This window comes from Stappia sp. (assembly GCF_040110915.1).
Lineage (GTDB): Bacteria > Pseudomonadota > Alphaproteobacteria > Rhizobiales > Stappiaceae > Stappia.
On record NZ_CP157793.1, the window covers coordinates 2,307,651 to 2,326,367 of the forward strand.

At 68.9% G+C, this 18,717-nt stretch carries 23 protein-coding genes; 12 read left to right on the forward strand and 11 right to left on the reverse strand.

All coding sequences use genetic code 11. The annotated features are described in order from the left end of the window. The first annotated feature begins 674 nt into the window (after positions 1 to 674). From ABL312_RS10170 to ABL312_RS10185, 4 genes are all read left to right on the forward strand, one after another. Positions 675 to 1,691, forward strand: a complete 1,017-nt coding sequence (locus tag ABL312_RS10170; protein WP_349361277.1) for a TauD/TfdA family dioxygenase — start codon at positions 675 to 677, stop codon at positions 1,689 to 1,691. A gap of 188 nt (positions 1,692 to 1,879) precedes the next feature. Beyond that, positions 1,880 to 2,395, forward strand: coding sequence for a YaiI/YqxD family protein (locus tag ABL312_RS10175; protein WP_349361384.1), 516 nt, complete (start codon positions 1,880 to 1,882; stop codon positions 2,393 to 2,395). 39 nt (positions 2,396 to 2,434) lie between these two features. Further along, positions 2,435 to 3,928, forward strand: coding sequence for an alpha/beta fold hydrolase (locus ABL312_RS10180; RefSeq protein WP_349361278.1), 1,494 nt, complete (start codon positions 2,435 to 2,437; stop codon positions 3,926 to 3,928). A gap of 111 nt (positions 3,929 to 4,039) precedes the next feature. Then, positions 4,040 to 5,041: a sodium-dependent bicarbonate transport family permease gene (locus tag ABL312_RS10185; RefSeq protein WP_349361279.1), complete on the forward strand. Its 1,002-nt coding sequence runs from the start codon at positions 4,040 to 4,042 to the stop codon at positions 5,039 to 5,041. Between the two features lie 12 nt (positions 5,042 to 5,053). On the opposite strand, the gene ABL312_RS10190 is transcribed toward ABL312_RS10185, so the two are convergent. Then, the gene (locus ABL312_RS10190; protein ID WP_349361280.1) at positions 5,054 to 5,374 is read right to left on the reverse strand and encodes a P-II family nitrogen regulator; all 321 of its coding nucleotides are present in this window, start codon (positions 5,372 to 5,374) and stop codon (positions 5,054 to 5,056) included. 315 nt (positions 5,375 to 5,689) lie between these two features. Here ABL312_RS10190 and ABL312_RS10195 point away from each other — a divergent pair, with 315 nt between their 5' ends. The 5 genes from ABL312_RS10195 (at position 5,690) to ABL312_RS10215 (ending at position 9,595) form a co-directional block, all read left to right on the forward strand. Further along, a complete protein-coding gene (locus ABL312_RS10195; RefSeq protein WP_349361281.1) occupies positions 5,690 to 6,187 on the forward strand; it encodes a twin-arginine translocation pathway signal in 498 nt (165 codons plus the stop codon). A gap of 58 nt (positions 6,188 to 6,245) precedes the next feature. Beyond that, complete coding sequence (locus ABL312_RS10200) at positions 6,246 to 6,851, forward strand: ferric reductase-like transmembrane domain-containing protein (RefSeq protein ID WP_349361282.1); 606 nt, start codon at positions 6,246 to 6,248, stop codon at positions 6,849 to 6,851. 153 nt (positions 6,852 to 7,004) lie between these two features. After that, entirely contained in the window at positions 7,005 to 8,405 is a 1,401-nt protein-coding gene (locus ABL312_RS10205) for a selenium-binding protein SBP56-related protein (protein WP_349361283.1), read from the forward strand. 38 nt (positions 8,406 to 8,443) lie between these two features. After that, complete coding sequence (locus ABL312_RS10210; RefSeq protein ID WP_349361284.1) at positions 8,444 to 9,103, forward strand: hypothetical protein; 660 nt, start codon at positions 8,444 to 8,446, stop codon at positions 9,101 to 9,103. Between the two features lie 114 nt (positions 9,104 to 9,217). Next, entirely contained in the window at positions 9,218 to 9,595 is a 378-nt protein-coding gene (locus ABL312_RS10215) for a GFA family protein (protein ID WP_349361285.1), read from the forward strand. A 32-nt stretch (positions 9,596 to 9,627) separates the two neighbouring features. On the opposite strand, the gene ABL312_RS10220 is transcribed toward ABL312_RS10215, so the two are convergent. Both ABL312_RS10220 and ABL312_RS10225 read right to left on the reverse strand, forming a co-directional pair. Beyond that, entirely contained in the window at positions 9,628 to 9,882 is a 255-nt protein-coding gene (locus tag ABL312_RS10220; protein ID WP_349361385.1) for an EscU/YscU/HrcU family type III secretion system export apparatus switch protein, read from the reverse strand. A 38-nt stretch (positions 9,883 to 9,920) separates the two neighbouring features. Continuing rightward, a complete protein-coding gene (locus ABL312_RS10225) occupies positions 9,921 to 11,126 on the reverse strand; it encodes a flagellar hook-length control protein FliK (protein WP_349361286.1) in 1,206 nt (401 codons plus the stop codon). 296 nt (positions 11,127 to 11,422) lie between these two features. Here ABL312_RS10225 and ABL312_RS10230 point away from each other — a divergent pair, with 296 nt between their 5' ends. Beyond that, the gene (locus ABL312_RS10230) at positions 11,423 to 11,683 is read left to right on the forward strand and encodes a DUF6455 family protein (protein ID WP_349361287.1); all 261 of its coding nucleotides are present in this window, start codon (positions 11,423 to 11,425) and stop codon (positions 11,681 to 11,683) included. A gap of 103 nt (positions 11,684 to 11,786) precedes the next feature. Here the strand turns inward: ABL312_RS10230 and ABL312_RS10235 are convergent, their stop codons facing one another. From ABL312_RS10235 to ABL312_RS10245, 3 genes are all read right to left on the reverse strand, one after another. Further along, positions 11,787 to 12,104, reverse strand: a complete 318-nt coding sequence (locus ABL312_RS10235) for a multidrug efflux SMR transporter (protein WP_374730205.1) — start codon at positions 12,102 to 12,104, stop codon at positions 11,787 to 11,789. 23 nt (positions 12,105 to 12,127) lie between these two features. Then, entirely contained in the window at positions 12,128 to 12,676 is a 549-nt protein-coding gene (locus ABL312_RS10240) for a TetR/AcrR family transcriptional regulator (RefSeq protein WP_349361289.1), read from the reverse strand. Positions 12,677 to 13,136: 460 nt separating this feature from the next. Beyond that, complete coding sequence (locus ABL312_RS10245) at positions 13,137 to 13,439, reverse strand: phosphatidylglycerophosphatase (RefSeq protein ID WP_349361290.1); 303 nt, start codon at positions 13,437 to 13,439, stop codon at positions 13,137 to 13,139. 309 nt (positions 13,440 to 13,748) lie between these two features. On the opposite strand from ABL312_RS10245, the gene ABL312_RS10250 reads away from it, so the two are divergent. Further along, the gene (locus tag ABL312_RS10250) at positions 13,749 to 14,006 is read left to right on the forward strand and encodes a YjhX family toxin (RefSeq protein WP_349361291.1); all 258 of its coding nucleotides are present in this window, start codon (positions 13,749 to 13,751) and stop codon (positions 14,004 to 14,006) included. A 113-nt stretch (positions 14,007 to 14,119) separates the two neighbouring features. Continuing rightward, positions 14,120 to 14,758: a LysE family translocator gene (locus tag ABL312_RS10255; RefSeq protein WP_349361292.1), complete on the forward strand. Its 639-nt coding sequence runs from the start codon at positions 14,120 to 14,122 to the stop codon at positions 14,756 to 14,758. Positions 14,759 to 14,804: 46 nt separating this feature from the next. Here the strand turns inward: ABL312_RS10255 and gatA are convergent, their stop codons facing one another. The 5 genes from gatA to ABL312_RS10280 form a co-directional block, all read right to left on the reverse strand. Further along, the gene (gene gatA / locus ABL312_RS10260) at positions 14,805 to 16,277 is read right to left on the reverse strand and encodes an Asp-tRNA(Asn)/Glu-tRNA(Gln) amidotransferase subunit GatA (RefSeq protein WP_349361293.1); all 1,473 of its coding nucleotides are present in this window, start codon (positions 16,275 to 16,277) and stop codon (positions 14,805 to 14,807) included. A 24-nt stretch (positions 16,278 to 16,301) separates the two neighbouring features. Continuing rightward, on the reverse strand, positions 16,302 to 16,775 hold the full coding sequence (locus ABL312_RS10265; protein ID WP_349361294.1) for a GNAT family N-acetyltransferase: 474 nt from the start codon (positions 16,773 to 16,775) through the stop codon (positions 16,302 to 16,304). A 3-nt stretch (positions 16,776 to 16,778) separates the two neighbouring features. After that, entirely contained in the window at positions 16,779 to 17,066 is a 288-nt protein-coding gene (gene gatC / locus ABL312_RS10270; RefSeq protein ID WP_349361295.1) for an Asp-tRNA(Asn)/Glu-tRNA(Gln) amidotransferase subunit GatC, read from the reverse strand. A gap of 296 nt (positions 17,067 to 17,362) precedes the next feature. Then, entirely contained in the window at positions 17,363 to 17,896 is a 534-nt protein-coding gene (locus ABL312_RS10275; RefSeq protein WP_349361296.1) for a hypothetical protein, read from the reverse strand. Between the two features lie 98 nt (positions 17,897 to 17,994). After that, positions 17,995 to 18,702 carry a metal-dependent hydrolase gene (locus ABL312_RS10280; protein WP_349361297.1) on the reverse strand — a complete coding sequence of 236 codons (708 nt, stop codon included), beginning with the start codon at positions 18,700 to 18,702 and terminating at the stop codon, positions 17,995 to 17,997. Positions 18,703 to 18,717: the final 15 nt, after the last annotated feature.

Sequence of the window (18,717 nt, forward strand, 5' to 3'; positions counted from 1 at the left end):
CTTGATCTTCAATTTTCATCTCCAGGTCTGAGCTTCGCCCGATATCCCGGACCATCGGCGGCAGCGATTTCACGGGGGGAAAAGGTCGAAAAAGCCTCGACGCGGCGCGCCGAAACGCTCCCCTTCGATTCCGGAACGCGAAGATCCACCGGCCAGTTGCCGTCTTCTTTCAAACGACATTGCCCAAGTATCCGAAGCTGCCATCGGGAACCGGTGAGACCGAGTGTGGGCGCAATCGGAGCGGACATGCTTTGCATTTTCCGCCAGCACAACCGTCAGCGCCCGGATCGTCTGCAAGCGCCCGCGCGCGAAACGCCGGGAGCGCCGCCGCGGGTCGGGATTTTCGTACATGTGTGGGTCGCGGGTCTCGCGGCAAGCCGCAAGAGGGAGAGGCCGCCAAGGTGGCACGAGAGACACTTGCGTCAGTCCGCGCCAACGCCGGCGGGCGCCGGGGCGCGGATTGACCCGAACCCGACGTTCGCATATGCAGATCTCCCGTCCGGCCGGAAGCGCAGCAGAAGAGAAGATCAGCCAGTCGCCTCAACGTCCTGCACCGGCTCAACGCATGATCCCGGCGACCCCGCCGCTCGGTCAGTTTTCGCGAATTTCAAAAGAACCACTTTCGAGACGGCCGCCTTCTACTTACCTTTACAAAAGGACCAAGGAGGTTGGCTTTGACGACACATGCAACAACGCTCCCCCCGATAGATCCGGCCGTTTCCGCCATCGTGACGGCCGCTGGCGGAGAGATCAGGGCACTCGATCCCATCGGCGCCGAGGTGTCGGGGATCGACCTGTCCTCCCCCGACGCCCCTTCACCCGAAGTGATCGCCGTGCTGGAACGGGAAATGGCGCGTCGCGGCTTTCTCGTTTTCAGGAACGGGACGCAGATCGGCCATGAGGATTTCCTGCGCGCCAGCTGCTGGTGGGGCGGCCGGGAATTGCACAGCACCCATGGCGTTCATCCGCAGACGCCCGGCGGCAACCGCCACATCTTCCGCCTGTCGAACGACGAGCGCCACGGCATCCCCGATGTTGGCCCGCAATGGCACAACGACGGGAGTTTCCTGCCCGCCACGTTTTCCCATTCGGGCTATCACATCATTCGTCCGGCCGAGAACGGCGGCGGCACGCATTTCGCGCATCAGGGGCTTGCCTTTCAGGCGCTGCCGAAAGAGCGACAGGACCGCTGGCGGCGCCTGTCGTCGGTGAATTCCACCTCGGGCGTCGTGCACCCGCTGGTGCATGAGCACCCGCTCACCGGGCAGGCCTGCATCTGGCTGCATCTGGGCATGACCGGCGCGGTCATCGAGAAACTGCCCGACCAGGATGCCTTCAGCCTTCTGCATGCCGACGACCTCAAGCAGCTCTGCCACGCCTACAACGATATCCTGAATGCCGGGCTGACGGATGGCTATGCAATTGCCTTCGAGTACCGCGAGAACGATTGCGTCTTCATCGACAATCTCGCCGTCGCCCACCGCGCGGCCCCCGAGGCGCATATGCCGGCCGAACGCCAGGGCCTGCGGATCATGCACCGCAGCACCGTGAAGGGCGTGACGGACCTTGCTCCGGGCTTCGGCCTGCCCCAGCACGTGCGCATCGACGCCCCCAATCCCATCGGCGAAGGCGTCTGGCAAGGCGGCGGCGTGGGCTTTCGCTGGGACGATGGCATCAAGATGCGCAACTAGGCTGCCGCGCTCCGCCTCCCGGGATCGGGCCGGATGCGGCGACCGCGTCACCCGTCCCGGGTGCCGCAAGTCCTGCCTTCGGTGGCACAGGCCGTTTTGCCGCGTGCCTTGAGCCGCGCGCCCCGCTAGGCTGCGGAAAACGGATTCACCAACGGACCCCACGCTTGACCGACCGACCCGCGACCGACATGCCCTCCTCTTCCGACGCCCCGTCCGCGCCGACGCCCGCCCAAACGTCCCCCACGATCTACGTCGATGCCGACGCCTGTCCGGTGAAGGACGAGGTGGAGCGCGTCGCGACGCGGCTGAAGATCCCGGTCGTGCTGGTGTGCAATGGGGGCATCCGCCCGCCGCGCCATCCGCTGATCACGCTCAGGATCGTCGCGGACGGGCCGGACGAGGCGGACAAGTGGATCGCCGCGCGCTGCGGACCCGGAGACGTCGTCGTGACCGCCGATCTGCCGCTGGCGGATGCCTGCGTGAAGGCGGGCGCCCACGTGGTGCAGCACGACGGGCAAATCCTCAACGCCGCCAACATCGGCGGCCGGCTTGCCACCCGCGACCTGATGCAGGACATCCGCGCCGCCGATCCCTTCCTCCAGGGCGGCGGCAAGGCCTTCTCCAGGGCCGACCGCTCCCGCTTCCTCCAGGCGCTCGACAGGCTCGCCCGCCGCGCCCTGGCTGACAGAACCAAGACCGGGTGACCGCAGCACCAAGGCGATGTCAGGACGACGGGAGGGCGAATGACGCGACGGATCGGGCTTTTCGCCATGGCGCTTCTGGCGCTGGCGCTGATCGGCGCCGGCGTGTGGGCGCTGGAAGCCCAGCGCGCGGGGCTCGTCATCGAAGACACCGTCGTCGGCAACACGCCGGTCACCTATTACGCCTCTCAGGACGCCGGTCCCGCTCCGCTGGTGGTCGTGGCGCATGGCTTCGCCGGCTCGCGCCCGCTGATGGCGGCCTATGCGCAGGCTCTGGCGCGCGCCGGCTATGTGGTCGCCGCCTTCGATTTCGAGGGCCACGGCCGCAACCCCGTGCCCATGTCCGGCGATGTCACCTCCATCGAAGGCACCACCCAGCTTCTGATCGACGAGACCCTGCGCGTCGTGGCCGCCGGCCTTGCGCGCGCGGACGTCGACGGGCGCGTGGCGCTGCTCGGCCACTCCATGGCCTCCGACATCATCGTGCGGGCCGCCGCGCGCGATGCGCGCATCGGCGCAGTGGTGGCGATCTCGCCCTTTTCGCAGGCCGTGACGGCGACCCACCCTGAGCGGCTGCTGATGATTGCCGGTGCCTGGGAGCCGCGCCTGCGCGCCTTCGCGCTGGAAGCGGCGCGCATGGTCGACGCCAACGCACTGGAAGGCGAGACGGTGCGCTCGGCCAATGGCGCGGTGGTGCGCCGCGCCGTCGTCGCCCCCCATGTGGAGCATGTCGGCGTGCTCTACAGTCGCACCGCCGTGTCCGAGGCCGTCGCCTGGCTCAACGCCGCCTTTGCGCGCACGCAGGCGCCGCCGGTTCCCGCACGCGGGATCTGGATCCTTGCCGTGCTTGCCGGCTGCGTGCTGCTGGTGCGCCCGCTTGCCGCGCTTCTGCCGGACCGCGCGCCGCCGCATGCGCCGCTGCCGGGCAAGCGCTTCGCCGCCGCGCTGCTCCTCCCGGCGCTCGCGACGCCGCTGATCGCGGTCTGGGTGCCGGACGGATGGCTGCCGGTGCTCGTCGCCGATTATCTCGCCGTACATCTGCTGATCTACGGCGCGCTCCAACTGGCCGTCCTGCGCGCCGGCGGGGGCGACCTCGGCCTCCGCCCCACCCCGCTCGCGCTCGCCGCCGGGGCGGGGCTCGCGGTCTACGGGATCTTCGGCCTCGGTCTTGCCTTCGACCGCTATCTGGCGAGCTTCATGCCCCATGCCGGACGCCTGGCGATCATCGCCGCACTTCTGGTCGGTGCCCTGCCCTTCATGCTGGCCGACAGCGCGATGGCGCACGCCAATCCAAAGCTCTGGAAGCGCGCGCTGATCCGTCTGGCCTTCCTCGTCTCGCTGGGGATCGCGGTGGCGCTCTCCTTCGAGCGGCTGTTCTTTCTCGTCCTCATCATCCCCATCGTGCTGCTGTTCTTCCTGGTGTTCGGACTGATGGGCCGCTGGGTCGAGGCACGCGCCGGCCCGCTCGCCTCCGGGCTCGGGCTCGCCGTGCTGCTCGCCTGGTCGCTGGGCGTCACTTTCCCGCTCTTCGTCTGAACCGGGGCGCGCCGGGTTCGCAGACGCGGCGGCGTTCAGATCGTTTGCAGCGCCCGCCCCCGCAGGCTATGGCTGTTTCACGCGGGCGGGACGGAGGTCGAACGGCGCATCATGGACATTCTTGCCGAATTCGGCCTGCGCGTTCTGGGGCAGTTCCAGTCTCCGACGCTGGCCTTCCTGATCGGCGGCATTCTGCTCGCCGCGCTCGGCTCCAAGCTCGTGATCCCCGACGCGATCTACAAGTTCGCGGTCTTCATGCTGCTGATGCGCATCGGGCTCAACGGCGGCATGGAGATCCGCGAGGCGGACCTGGCCGACATGATCCTGCCGGCCCTTGCGGCGATGGCGCTGGGCGCGGGGATCGTGCTTCTGGGGCTCGTGACCCTGGCCCGCATGCCCGGCATCAAGCGCGACGACGCGATCGCCACCGCCGGCCTGTTCGGCGCGGTCAGCGCCTCGACCCTGGGCGCGGCGATGGTGCTGCTGGAGCAGGACGGCATCGCCTATGAGGCCTGGGTGCCCGCGCTCTATCCCTTCATGGACATACCCGCCCTGGTGCTCGCCATCGTGTTGGCGCGCATGCATTCCGAAAAGGCCGGCACATTGAAAGGCAAGCGCAGCGGCGTGTGGGCCATCGTCAAGGACAGCCTGCAGGGTTCGGCCCTGTCGGCGCTGCTGCTGGGCCTGTTGCTCGGCCTGTTCACGCGGCCCGACCGGGTGTTCGAGACCTTCTACGACCCGCTGTTTCGCGGGCTGCTATCGCTCCTGATGCTGATCATGGGCATGGAGGCCTGGCAGCGGCTGAACGAGTTGCGCCGGGTCGCGCAATGGTATGCCGTCTATGCGGCCGTCATGCCGCTGGTGCACGGACTGATTGCCTTCGCGCTCGGCTATCTGATCCATCTGGCCACGGGCTTCAGCCCCGGCGGCGTGATCCTGCTCGCGGTTCTCGCCGCCTCCTCGTCGGATGTCTCCGGCCCACCAACCCTGCGCGCCGGCATTCCGAGCGCCAACCCCTCAAGCTACATCGGCGCGTCCACCAGTGTGGGCACGCCGATCGCCATCGGCATCGGCATTCCGTTTTTCATCGCGCTTGCCGAGATGGTGTTTTGAGGCGCGGCGCGCTCACACCCTGAATTTCGCCGGGCGCAAGATCTCGACGGGCTCGACGTAGGTGATGCCGGAGTAATTGTCGAAATAGGCCTCCACCACCGCCTCGGTGATCCGTTCGGCGACATCGTGATCGGGCACGATGGCCTCGATCTTCACATTCTCCAGAATGCCCGCGACCTGGGGCACCCGGTCGATGCGCCGCTTGCCCCGGCTGCCCTTGCCGCCGGCCGAGGTGTAGGTGTAGCCGGTCGCGCCATGCGCCTCGAGCAGATCCGCCACATCGTCGAGGATGGAGCGCTCGGTGATGATCACGATCTTGGTGGCGGCATGCATCTCGCGGGTCCCTCGCTAGAGCAATTTCAGCAAGAGCTGGAGACTTCTGCGCTCGCGAAATTGCGTAAAAACAACAGCATAGAGCATTTCGAGTGCCTCGGTAGTCATGAGTAATGCTCTAGGTCGGCCCATTGGTGCGGCAAGCCGCCCGCCTTGGCAAGAGGCGTCATCCGCTGCGCGCCGCATCGCGTAGAGACACAGGACCGATATCGCGTGCACGCGTCATCGAATGGACGGTTTTGCGCGCGACGATCCGCGTTTGGATCGATCGCCCATGCCACCGCCCTTGTGACGAGACAGACAGGAGCGCAGCAGATGACCCGATTTCAGCCGACTCGCCGCAGCTTTCTGATCGCCTCGGCCGTGACCGCCGGCGCCGCCCTCACGACCGCCTCCGGCCTGCGCGTTCCGGCGCAGGCGAAGGGGCTGGCGCCGACGCCCTCCATGCGCGGCGGGGCCAACAATTATCTGCCCGGCGCGCCCATCGTGGAGCGCATCGGCGGCGGCGGCTTCTGGATGTCGGGCACGGTCCGGCGCGCCGGCGACGGCGCCCCGCTCGCCGGCATGCGCATCCAGATCTGGGCGCATACCACCGAAGGCCACGAGCGCGACCCGCACAGCCACGGCGCCACGCTCACCGACGCCAACGGCGAATTCCGCCTGGAAATGCCGCAGATCGTGCCCGCCTTCGGCCAGCCGCACGGGCACCTCGCCTATGACGACGAGGCCTTCAAGACCGTGTTCCTGCGCCCGGTGATGAGGAGCGCCGCCGACACGCGGCTGAGCGCGCATTTCGTGCTGCAGCCGACGTGATCCTTCGCGCAATGCCCCTGTCCGGAGCCACTCCCAAGGCGATCTTCGAGGCGAAGCCGTGACGCGGGCGCAAGCGGTCCTCGCCTGGGCCGGGCTCGCGGTTGTCCTCGGCGGTCCGCTCGTCGTCGCCGCGACGAGCCCGCTGCTGGCGTGGCGCGATCCGGTCTATATCGCCGCCGGTCTCGCCGGCGTGGTGGCGCTGGCGCTGCTGCTGGTGCAGCCGCTGCTCGCGGGCGGCCTCCTGCCCGGTCTGCCCATGGCCCGGGGGCGGCGCGTGCATCGCCGGGTCGGCGGCGTGCTGGTCGCCGCCGTCGCGGTCCATGTCGGGGGCCTGTGGCTGACGAGCCCTCCGGATGTGATCGACGCGCTGTCCTTCGCCTCGCCGACCCCGTTTTCCGCCTGGGGCGTCATCGCCATGTGGGCGCTCTTTGGAGCCGCGATCATTGCCTTGCTGCGCCGGCGCCTGCGCCCGCGCGTCTTCCGGCTCGCGCATACCGTGCTGGTCGCCATCGTCGTGATCGGAAGCGTGGTGCATGCGGTGCAGATCGTCGGCACGATGGGCACGGTGTCCAAGGCGGTGCTCTGCGCCCTCGTGGTCGCCGGCTTCCTCAAGGTCGTCGCGGATCTGCGGGTCTGGCGCGCCTTCCCCCGCCGCAAGGCGTGAGACGCTCCCGCATCAAGCAATCTCCTGCTGAATTTCCGCATAGGCATGCAACCTTATGGTTTGCCGCCCCGACACTTCCGTGGCACGCTTTCGAGCTCTGGCGCGCAATCAAGACGGCGACGAACGCGCCCGCCAACGGGGAGGAGCGACCGCATGAACCTGAGACCGGATCCGACGTTTCACGCAACGCCGCGGCTTGCCATGGAGGCCCCGCCGGAGACGCTGGCCTTCACCTTGATGCTGAGCCCGGACGGATCGCAGCCCGACGGCCTCGCCGTCGTCGACGTGGATCGCACGTCAGACACCTACGGGCAGATCGTGCATCAGCTGATCATGCCCAATAAGGGCGACGAGTTTCACCATTTCGGCTGGAACGCCTGCTCCTCCGCGCTGTCTCCGCTCTCCGGCCACGCCTTTCTCGAGCGCCGCTACCTGATCATTCCGGGCATCCGCTCCTCGCGCATCTATGTGATCGACGTGAAGGAGCCGCGCGCGGCGAAGATCCACAAGATCATCGAGCCCGAGGAGGTCTTCGCCAAGACCGGCTATTCGCGCCCGCACACCATCCATTGCGGTCCGGAAGGCATCTATGTCTCGACGCTGGGCGGCGGCGGCGCGGACGGCACCGACGGTCCACCGGGCATCTTCATCATGGATTGCGAGACCTTCGAGATCCTCGGCCGTTACGAGATGGACCGGGGCCAGCAGGAAAAGCACTACGATTTCTGGTGGAACCTGCCGCGCGACTACATGGTCAGTTCCGAATGGGCCCTGCCGCCGCAATATGAGAACGGCGTCGTGCCGGACGATCTTCTGTCCAACAAATACGGTCACAAGATCCATTTCTGGAACCTGCGCGCGCGGCGCAACGTCCAGACGATCGATCTCGGCGCAAACCACCAGATGGCGCTGGAAATCCGCCCGGCGCATGACCCGGCCAAGGACTACGGCTTCGTCGGCGTGGTGGTGGACACGACCAACCTGCAGGGCGCGATCTTCACCTGGTGGCGCAAGGACGACGGCAGCTTCGAGGCGAAGAAGACGATCACCATCGACCCGCAGCCGGCCGATGCGGACGATCTGCCCGACCTGCTCAAGGGCTTCGGCGCGGTGCCGCCGCTGGTGACCGACATCGACCTCAGCCTCGACGACCGGTTTCTCTACGTGTCCTGCTGGGGCACGGGCGAGATGCACCAATACGACGTCTCCGACCCGATGAACCCGAAGCTCGCGGGCAAGGTCGAGATCGGCGGCATCGTCAAGAAGACCCCGCACCCCAACGGCAAGACCTTCGGCTACGGGCCGCAGATGGTGGAGATCAGCCGCGACGGCAAGCGAGTTTACTGGACCAATTCGCTCTATTCCACCTGGGACGATCAGTTCTATCCGGGCGAGCGCGGGGCCGCGATGGTCATGGCCCATGTCGGCGAGAACGGCGGACTGACACTGGCCGAGGACTTCTGGGTCGACTTCCCCGAAGGCTATCGCAGCCACCAGATCCGGCTGGAGGGCGGCGACTGCTCGACCGACAGCTTCTGCTACCCCTCCGTCTGAGGGCGCGGTCGGCGTCCGGTCCGGTGGAGGTATAGGGCGTGGAGGGCATCGCGCCGGCGACGGCCCTGTGGGGCGCCGTCGTCGTCTCCGGGGTCTATCACGGCGTCAACCCCGGCATGGGGTGGCCGCTGGCGGTGTCGGCCGCGCTGATGGAGCGCGCGCCGGGCAGTCTCCTGCGGGCGCTCGGCGCGCTCGCCGCCGGGCATCTGGCGGCCATGGCGGCGGTGCTCTTTCCCTTCACCGTTCTGCTCGTGCTGGCGGAGTGGCAGCGCGAGATCCAGATCGCCGCAGCAGCGCTGGTCATCGGGCTCGGGGTGTATCTGCTGATCACCCGCCGCCATCCGCGCTTTCTGGCGCGCGTGCCGCCCTCGCGGCTGGCGCTGTGGTCGTTTCTCGCCGCCATGGCGCATGGCGCGGGGCTGATGCTGGTGCCGATCTACCTCGGCATCTGCCGGACGGTGGAAACCGACGCCGGCCATGCGGCGGCGGCCGCCCTGATGGCCGGCAATGCCGGCCTCGCCCTCGTGGTCGCCGTCGTCCATACGCTCGCGATGACGCTGTCGGGCGGGCTGATCGCGCTCGGGGTCTACCGCTGGCTCGGACTGCGGTTTCTCTCCAGGAGCTGGTTCAATCTGGATCTCGTCTGGGCACTCAGCCTGATCCTCGTCGGCGTCCTGTCGCTCGCCATCCCGCATTGACCGCGACACCGCAAGGCCCCGCCGCCCGCCCGACCGGGTGCCTGCCGGTGAGTTTCTGCTAGGGTCCGGGCTGAAGATGAAGCGGCCCCTGCGGCCCGTATCGGGAGATGCCGGATGGAAAATCACACGGGAGGCTGCCTGTGCGGCGCCGTGCGGATCGTGGCGACGGGACGCCCGGACCGGGTCGGCCTGTGCCACTGTCTCGATTGCCGCAAGCACCACGGCGCCCTGTTTCACGCCTCCGCCGTCTACCCGCAAGACGCCGTGACGGTCACCGGCGAAACGCGGGCCTATGAGGGGCGCCATTTCTGCCCCCGCTGCGGATCCTCGGTGTTTTCGTGCAGCGGCGCGGAAATCGAGCTGCATCTGGGAACATTCGACGCGCCGGATCGCTTCACGCCGACCTATGAGCTGTGGACCATCCGCCGCGAGCGCTGGCTGCCGCCGTTTCCGCTTGCGCATCACTACGCGCGCGACCGCGACGACACCTGACATTGCCGCGCGAACGCAGGACTTCGAAGGAGCTATCGCTGCATGCCCAGCACGAAGCGCAGCACCGCCGCGACCGCCTCGTAGAGCTCGAGGGGGATTTCCTCGTCGATCTCGACCCGCGCAAGAGCAACGGCAAGCGCCGCGTCTTCCTCGATGGGCACGCCGTGGGCGGCCGCCGCCTCCAGAATGCGCGCGGCCGCCTCGCCCCGCCCCCGGGCGGTCACCCTCGGCGCCCCGGCGTGATCGTAGCGCAGCGCCACGGCGAGCGGCTCCGCATCGGGGCGCATGCCGCTCCCCTTTCCGCCGCCCCCCGTTTCGCCCGCGCTCATGAGCGTCGATCCACGTAGCGGCCGGAGGCTAGCGGCGGGTCGCTCGGCCGCCCGGCCAGAACCTTGAGATCGACCACCTCGAGCCCCTGGGCCGCAAGCGTCGCCCGCAGGTCGGCCAGCCGCGCCGCGAAGGCATCGCGCGTCTCCGTCCGCTCCGCCCACAGCGTGGCAAACACCCGCGCGCCGTCCAGCCCGACCACCGCCTCGACCGGACCCGTCTCGTCGAGATCGAGGCCGAAGCGCAGGCGCCAGGCGGGATGGGCCGGCTCTCCGTCGCGCGGCGGCGTTTCGTCCCGGCCGATCTGAAGGCTCAGGACGGCCGTTTCCGGCCCGACGCGGATCGGCAGATCGAGGGTCAGATCGAAGAGACCCGCCGTTTCCTGTCCGGTCAGCCCGGCGGAAACCAGCGCGGCAAGGCGGGCGCGCGCGGTCGCGCCCTTGGACTTCGCCAAGAGTTGCGCCGCGACGGCGCGCGCGTCGCCCTCGCCCAGGGCTTCCAGAAGGTCGGTGCTGATCGCCTCCGGCGCCTGCCCGCGCGGATGACGGTTGAGCCCGGGCGGCGGCGGCGGGGTCGCCTGCCGGGGCACGGCGTCGCGCCCCTCGGCGCGGGCCGCAAGGGCCCGGTCGAGATCGTCGAGCCGGTCGAGCAATCCGGGCTTTGCCCCGGGCGTGCCCTTGCCCGTACCCGCGAGCCGCCGCAAGGCCTCACGCAGCCGCGCGCCGTCGAGCCCGGCGTCGGCCGGCATCCGGAACCCGAGAACGGCGGCGATCGCGCTCATCAGGGCCGGGGGAAGCGACAGCGTCCGACCGGCCCCCGACGCCGCGGCGGCCGTGGCGGACAGGCCGGCGTAAAGCGGCGCGAAGCCATCCTGATCGGCGGCGAGCCCGGCCGTCAGCCCGGTCAGGCGGGCGAGTGCCGCCGCCTCGCGCGATGGGGCGACCGGGGTCTCCGGATCGGCGCGCAGGTGATAGCGCGGCCCCGCCGCCCCCCGCTCGATCTGCAAGGAAACGCGGGCGCCGACGGGGAACATCTCCTGCCCCGCGACATCCATCTGGAAGCCGCCGGAGATCAGCCGCATCACGCCGTCGCCCAGATGCCGGGCCACGCGCATGGCAATGACGTCGCCGACCGAGAGGGGCGGCAACCGGGTGGTCGGCGTCACCGCGACGACGCCGGCGGGTGTCGAGACACGCGACACCATCGCGCTCTCCCTTTCCCTTGCTGGATCGGCATCCCTGTCAGGAGCGGGTCGCGCCGCAAGCACACCGGGCCGAGGCATCGCGACATTGGGGTCGCCGTGACATTTGACGTCCCCGCGACATCGCGCTCCGACGGTTCGGCCGATCTTGCCCCTTGACAGGAGATTACACGATTCGCGCGCACCGCCGGTCTTTCGCGCGGAAATTGATCTGGCTCAAATCGTTTCATTTGTAACTGGTTCAGGATGCCCCTCGACAGTCGGCCGCAGCGGCCGGGGCGAGCACGAGGGAGACAGCCATGGGCATGATGAAGCGGTTCGACGAGCGCGCGGACCTGATGGGCCGGATGATGCGCACGGTGGGCGCGGCGGACGGCATGCCGGCGGATGTCACGCTCGGCAACACGCTGCGCTCCGCCGCCCAGCGCTGCCTCGGCTGCGAGAAGCCCGAGGCCTGCTCCCATTGGCTGGACGATCATCAGGACGGTGCGGCGCGGGCGCCGGACTATTGCCCGAATGCCGACCTCTTCGCCGAATGGAGCGCCCGCGCGCAGGGCTGAGACCCGCGCGTGTGCCACACCAAACGCTTTTCGGACGCCGGCCCCGCGCCGGCGTCTTGCGTTGATGCCCCTCAGGTGCCCGCAGCAAAGGACCAACCGGCGGTCAGTGCGTGACGCTCTTGGAAAAGACGTTCACGACGATGACCCCGGCCACGATCAGCGACAGGCCGATCCAGGCCGCAAGATCCAGCGACTGGCGGAACACGACCACGCCGATCGCCGAGATCAGCACGATCCCCAGGCCGGCCCACAGCGCATAGGCGATCCCCACGGGCAGGGTCTTCAGCGCCAGCCCCAGGAAGTAGAACGCCGCCACATAGCAGACGACGACGCCGATCGACGGCCACAGGCGGGTGAACTGCTGCGATTGCTGCAGGAACGAGGTGCCCACCACCTCGAAGACGATGGCCACGGCCAGCACGGCATAGGCGCCAAACGGAACACTCACGCACGCGTCTCCTTGTCGTCGTCATCTTTGGCGCGCGTGAGCGCGCGCAGGGCGGCCACCACGGCGGCGCGCTCCGCCGCGCCGCCCTCCTCATGCAGGAGATCGGCGAGCCACAGACCGTCCGCCGCATGGCGCACGGCGGCCAGACGCGGGTCGTCGTCGGTGGCGCCATGGCGGACGTGGCGCGCGCGCACCCAGTCCGACCAGTCGGCGCGCAGGGCCGGGTCGCTGAGCAGCGCGATGGACAGCGCCGCCCAGACGTCGCGGGTGCGCGCATCCGCCTCCACCACCGAATCGAGATAGGCCCGGGTGAACCGGCCGTGCGCCGCGCCGTCACGTGCGAGCGCGGCGTCGATCACCGCGTCGAGACGGGCCAGACAATCCGCGAAAAGCGCCCGCACGAGCGCCTGTTTCGACGGAAAATGATGCAGCAGACCGCCCTTGGTCACGCCGGCCGCGGCCGCCACGGCCGCCAGCGTCAGATCCGACAGCCCGCGCGTGACGATCAGCGCCTCGGCCCCCTCGATCAGGCGGCGGCGGACCACGTCCGGCTGCTTCCTCGGCCCGGACTTCGACCCGGACTTCGACCCAGACTTGGGCGCAGAGTCAGGCGCGGGCTTGGGCGCAGCGGCGCGCCCCGCCCTGCCCTGGCCGGTCTTCACCGGAGCGGTCCTGATCGGAGCGGTCCTGGCCTGGCCGCTCTTCACCTTGCCGCTCTTGGCCCTGTCGCTCTTGGCCCCGTCGGTTTCGGCCCCGCCGGTTTCGTTCAGTGTCTCCATGTCGCCAGGATACCGACCGGCCGGTATGTTCACAACCGCGATTGCACCGCCGGCAAGCCGAAAAACCAGGCCGGGCCTGTCGGCCGCTGCTGCACGGCTTTCGTGTGCCCCGCCCCCGCTCCGGGAACCGGGCTCACGCGCGGGTCTTCCGCCATTTGCCGCCGTGTCCCGGCGGGGATGGTCGAGGCGGCAGGATTGGGGGACGGATGCCGGGCGGGAAGCCCGATCAGCGCGCGCCGCGCATCCGTTTGCGCGCGCCGTGCACGAGGCCGGCGATCAGCACCGCACCGACGAACCGGAACGGCAGAACGGCGAGCGGGCCGCCCTCATAGCCGCCGACCGGCGCGATGCCGCCCATGTTGAGCGAGGCATCGAGCAGCACGCTGAGCGCGGCGGCCGCGAAGCCGGCGATGATCAGCTTCTTGCGGCTGTCGGCATACCAGCCGAGCACCGCGCCGATCAGCAGCGCGAAGGGGTTCACGAGGCCGGCGAGGCCGAACAGGACGGAAAGCGAGTCTTCAGGCGTCATGCCCCGGTTTTAGGGCCATGACGGAAAAAAGAAAACCGCAATCGCGCAAGCCCCGCGCGCGCTGTGCGGCATTCGCGCCACAGCGCGGGCCAAACGCCGCAGGCGGCCGCGCGGCGTCTTGCATCGAGACGCGCGAACACGCATCTCATCCGGGCAATCGATGGAGACTTGATGCAGATCCGCAGCTCGCGCCGAGAGGCCCGCTGACGCCCGGGACACGCGCCCGGGCCTGAGAGACCGACCCGCACGCCTCATGCGTTTTCCGGCTGGGGCGACGGGGTCCGTGCATCCAGACTTCAAAGACATCCCATGGACATATCGAAAGCCGAACAGCGGGTGCTGCACCTGCTGGCGCAAGGCGGTGTGGTGCGCGTCGAGAAGGACGCCACCGGCCGTATCGTCGAGACGCACTGCGTGACACGCGAGGGCTGGCATGCGCCCGCCCTCGATCTCGCGCTCTTCCGCAAACTGAAACGGCGTCGCATGATCGCGTCGCAAGGCGGCGGCCCCTACCGCATCACGCGGCTTGGGCTGCTTCGCGTGCGCGCGCAACCCGACAACCGGTGACGCAAGACAGGAAAGCAGTCGCCCGGTCGCAACCGCGACCGGGCGGCCGTTCCGTCTTGCCAAACGCGCGCGGATGTGGATGGCTGTCGGGACAACCAGATCGGGAGCCCTCCATGACCTTTGAAACCTGGCTCGCCTTCGCGGCGGCCTCCGCCGTGATGCTGGCCATCCCCGGCCCGACCATCCTGCTGGTGGTCTCCTACGCCCTCGGACACGGGCGCAAGGTCGCGACCGCAACGGTCGCCGGCGTGGCGGCGGGAGACTTCACCGCCATGACCGCCTCCATGCTGGGGCTCGGCGCCTTGCTCGCGACCTCGGCCACCCTTTTCACCGCGCTGAAATGGATCGGCGGCGCCTATCTCGTCTATCTGGGGATCAAGCTGTGGCGCGCGCCGGCCGCGCCGATGGTAACGCCGACGGACACCGCGCAGCCGACCCGAGATCCCGCGGGCCGCATCTTCCTGCATACCTTCGCGGTCACCGCGCTCAACCCCAAGAGCATCGTCTTCTTCGTGGCGTTCCTGCCGCAGTTCATCGATCCGGCCCGCCCGCTCCTCAGCCAGATGGTGATCCTGGAGCTGACCTTCCTGACGCTCGCCACGGCAAACGCCGCCGCCTACGGGCTGCTGGCCTCCGCCGCGCGCGGCACGATCCAGAAGCCCGCCGTGCAGCGTCTGGTCAACCGCACCGGGGGATCGCTGATGATCGGCGCGGGCCTGCTGGCCGCGACCTGGAAACGCGCGCCCGCGTGACAGCGGGAGGCGGGCGACGGCAAACGCCGCCGGCCCGCCCCGCCGCTCACCACCAGCGCGTGGGCCTGAAGGGGCCGGCCGCGTCCTCGATCACCGCGCCGAGGCTGTAGAGCGTTTCCTCGTCGAAGGGACGGCCGATCAGCTGCAGGCCGAGCGGCAACCCGTCGCCGTTGAGCCCGGCCGGCACGGCGAGCCCCGGCAGACCGGCCATATTCACCGTCACCGTGAAGATGTCGTTGAGATACATGGCCACCGGATCGGTAATTTCGCCCGGCGCGAAGGCCGCGTCTGGCGTCGCCGGCGTCAGGATCGCGTCGACGCCGGCCTCGAAGGCGAGATCGAAGTCGCGCTTGATCAGCGTGCGCACCTTCTGCGCCTTGAGGTAATAGGCGTCGTAATAGCCCGCCGACAGCACATAGGTGCCGATCAGCACGCGCCGCTTGACCTCGGTGCCGAAGCCGGCCGCGCGGGTCTTTTCATACATGTCCGCGATGTTGTCGCCGTCGACGCGCAGCCCGTAGCGCACGCCGTCGTAGCGCGCGAGGTTGGACGAGGCCTCCGCCGGCGCGACGATGTAATAGGCCGGCAGCGCGTATTTGGTGTGCGGCAGCTCGATGTCGACGATCTCCGCGCCGGCCGCCTTCAGCCAGTCGATGCCCTGCTGCCACAACGCGTTGATCTCGTCCGGCATGCCGTCGACGCGATACTCGGCCGGAATGCCGATCTTCAGCCCCTTGACCGACTTGCCGACGGCCGCCTCATAGTCCGGCACGGGCGCGTCGACCGAGGTCGTGTCCTTCGCGTCGACCGAGGCCATGGAGCGCATCATGACGGCGTTGTCGCGCACGGTGCGGGTGATCGGGCCGGCCTGATCGAGCGAGGAGGCAAAGGCGACGATGCCCCAGCGCGAGCAGCGCCCGTAGGTGGGCTTCATGCCGACGGTGCCGGTGAAGGCGGCCGGCTGGCGGATCGAGCCGCCGGTGTCGGTCGCCGTGGCGCCGAGACACAGCGCGGCGGAAACGGCCGCCGCCGACCCGCCCGACGAGCCGCCCGGCACCAGCGCCGCGTCCGAGCCGGTCTTCTTCCACGGGTTGGTGACGGGCCCGTAGTAGGAGGTCTCGTTGGAGGAGCCCATGGCGAACTCGTCCATGTTGAGCTTGCCGAGCATCACCGCGCCGTCCGCCCACAGATTGGCGGTGACGGTGGAGTCATACGGCGGCTGGAAGCCGTCGAGAATGTGACTGCAGGCCTGGGTGTGCACGCCCTTCGTCGCGAAGAGATCCTTGATGCCGAGCGGAATGCCTTCGAGTGCCCCGCCCTCGCCCTTGGCGAGCCGCTCGTCGGACCGCGCCGCCATTTCGCGCGCCACGTCGGCGGTGACCGCGACATAGGCATTGAGCGCGGAATTGCCCGCCTCGATCTCCGCCAGATAGGCGTCGGTCAGTTCGCGCGCGCTGATGTCGCGCGCCGCGAGCTTGTCGCGCGCATCCGTAAGGGTGAGGTTCAACAACTCGGTCATGACGTGTCTCGCTGGCTTGTCGCGTCAGGCGTGAGGAATGAGCGGTTTCTCGTAGAAAACCGAATAGGGAGAGGCGGGATAGTCGAGCACGGGGCCGCAGCGCGTGAAGCCGCCGCGCTCGTAGAGACGCCAGGCCGCCGGATGCCGGTCGCCGGTCTCGAGCACCAGCCGCGCCAGACCTTCGGCGCGCGCGCAAGCCTCGATCTCGGTCAGGATGCGGCCGCCGACCCCGCGCCCCTGCGCGGCCGGACGCGTGTACATGCGCTTCACCTCGCCGGTGCCCGCCGCATGCCGGCGCAAGGCGCCGCAGCCCAACGCCGCGCCGCTCTCCGCGTCGCGCGCGATGAAGACGGTGGTGTCGGCCTCGGCCATGTCCTCGACGCTCATCATGTAGCAGGCTTCCGGCGGAGAAAGCGCCGACAGCACGGCGTTCAACTCGTCGATCAGCGCCCGAATGTCCGCGCCAAGCGGATCCGCGATGCCGACCGCGACGGCCATGGATTACTCCACCACCTTGGGAACCATGAAGAAATCGTCTTCCGACGCCGGTGCGTTGGCGACGACCCGGTCCGGGTAGCCGCCGTCGTCGACCACGTCGGCGCGCTTCTTCATGTCCTGCTTGACGACGGAGGTCATCGGCTCGACGCCGCTGACGTCGACCTCGTCGAGTTGCTCGACAAAGGCGAGGATGGTGTTGAGTTCGCCGGTCATCTTGCCGGCCTCCTCGTCCGTGACCTTGATGCGCGCCAGATGCGCCACCCGCTTCACCGTGTCGATATCGACGGACATTCTCGCTCTCCGCACGTTGGGCCGCGGCGCGACCCGCCTGGATGGATGTGTATCGGGAAGGCTGCCGGGCCACGCTCGGCACGCGCCGGCCCCGGATCGCCCAAAACGGGCATCCCGCCCTGGCGATGAGGAAAGCCGGCGGGCGCGCCCCGCACCCCGCCTGTCGCACGGCCTATATCACCCGGTCGAAGGCGCCCGCAAGCCAAAGCCCGCCGCGAGCCGGGCGAAGGCTCCCCATCGCGCCCCATTGCTCCCCATTGCTTGCCGGGGAGCCCGCCGCGAGCGCGCGCCGCAACTCAGGCCGGGATTTTTTGCGCGATGATGCCCGGTGCGCGTGCGGGGCGCGGACGGAGCCCCGCGCGACGTAGCGCACGCGCCGCGTCCCCATCGATCGCGGCCGACGCGATGCCATCAATCGCGGCCGGCGCATTGCCATCGCTCGCGGCCGGCGCGATGCCGGCCCCGCGGGTCTGGCGCTCCTCCACGATTCGCCCCTCCCGCCAGGTCTGGCGGTAGCTCACCGTCTCGCGCACCAGCCGTCCGTCGACGTCGACACCCTCGAAGCGGCAGACGAACCGCACGCTGCCGGCGCCCTGCGCGCGGGCAGGCGCGCAGGCAAGGTCCTCGACCGTTCCGCGCAGCATGACGAAGCGGCGCGCGACCGGCTGCAGCTTGCGCAAGGCCGACACCCGGTCCCGCGCCACGGTCACGCCATTGTCGACAAGCCGCACCTCTTGCGCGAAATGCGTCCGGCAGGCGCCGTCGAGATCGCCGCCAGCCAGGCGGGCGAGATAATCCTCAAGGCGATTTCGAAACGCGGCGGGCGGCATGACGGGCTCTCCGGCTGGACAACGACGAGAACATTACAAGAACATTGAACTCCTGTCCAGCCGGTTGCATCGGGTCGTCCGCCGAGTTCACATGTCGGTCACAGCTCCAGAACCCCGCCGGGCGCGGTGACCTTCACGCGGTCCGCCTGCGCGCCCATTTCTGCAAGGAAGCGATCTGCCGACGCATCGAGGATCGGGAAGGTTCCGAAATGGCACGGCAGGATGGTCTCGAAGTCGAAGAAGCGGGTGCAGGCGATGGCCGCCGTCTTCGCGCCCATGGTGAAGCGGTCGCCGATCGGCACGATGCCCACCTTCGGCGCGTGCAGTTCCTGGATGAGGGCCATGTCGCCGAAGAGATCCGTGTCGCCCATGTGATAGAGCGTCGGCTCCCCCTCGGCGCGGATCACCACGCCGTTCGGCTGCCCCATGTAGACCGGCGGCCAGCCGCCGGCGAGCGACGACGAGGTGTGATGCGCCTGGGTCAGCGACACGGTGAAGGGGCCGACGTCGATGGAGCCGCCGCAGCCCATCGGGTTGATGTTTTCATGGCCCTGCGACTGCACCCACATGGCGATCTCGAAGTTCGCGGTGACCTGCGCGCCCGTGCGTCTGGCGATGTCCAGGGTGTCGCCGATGTGATCGTCGTGCCCATGGGTCAGCACGATGTGGGTCACGCCCTCGCTAACGCTCTCCACGCTGAGATCCTCGGGAAAGGCCGGATTGCCGCTCAGGAAGGGGTCGATGAGGATCGAGGCGCCGGGAATGTCGACGCGGGCGGCGGCATGACCGAGAAAGGTGAGTTTCATGAGATGGTTCCTCCG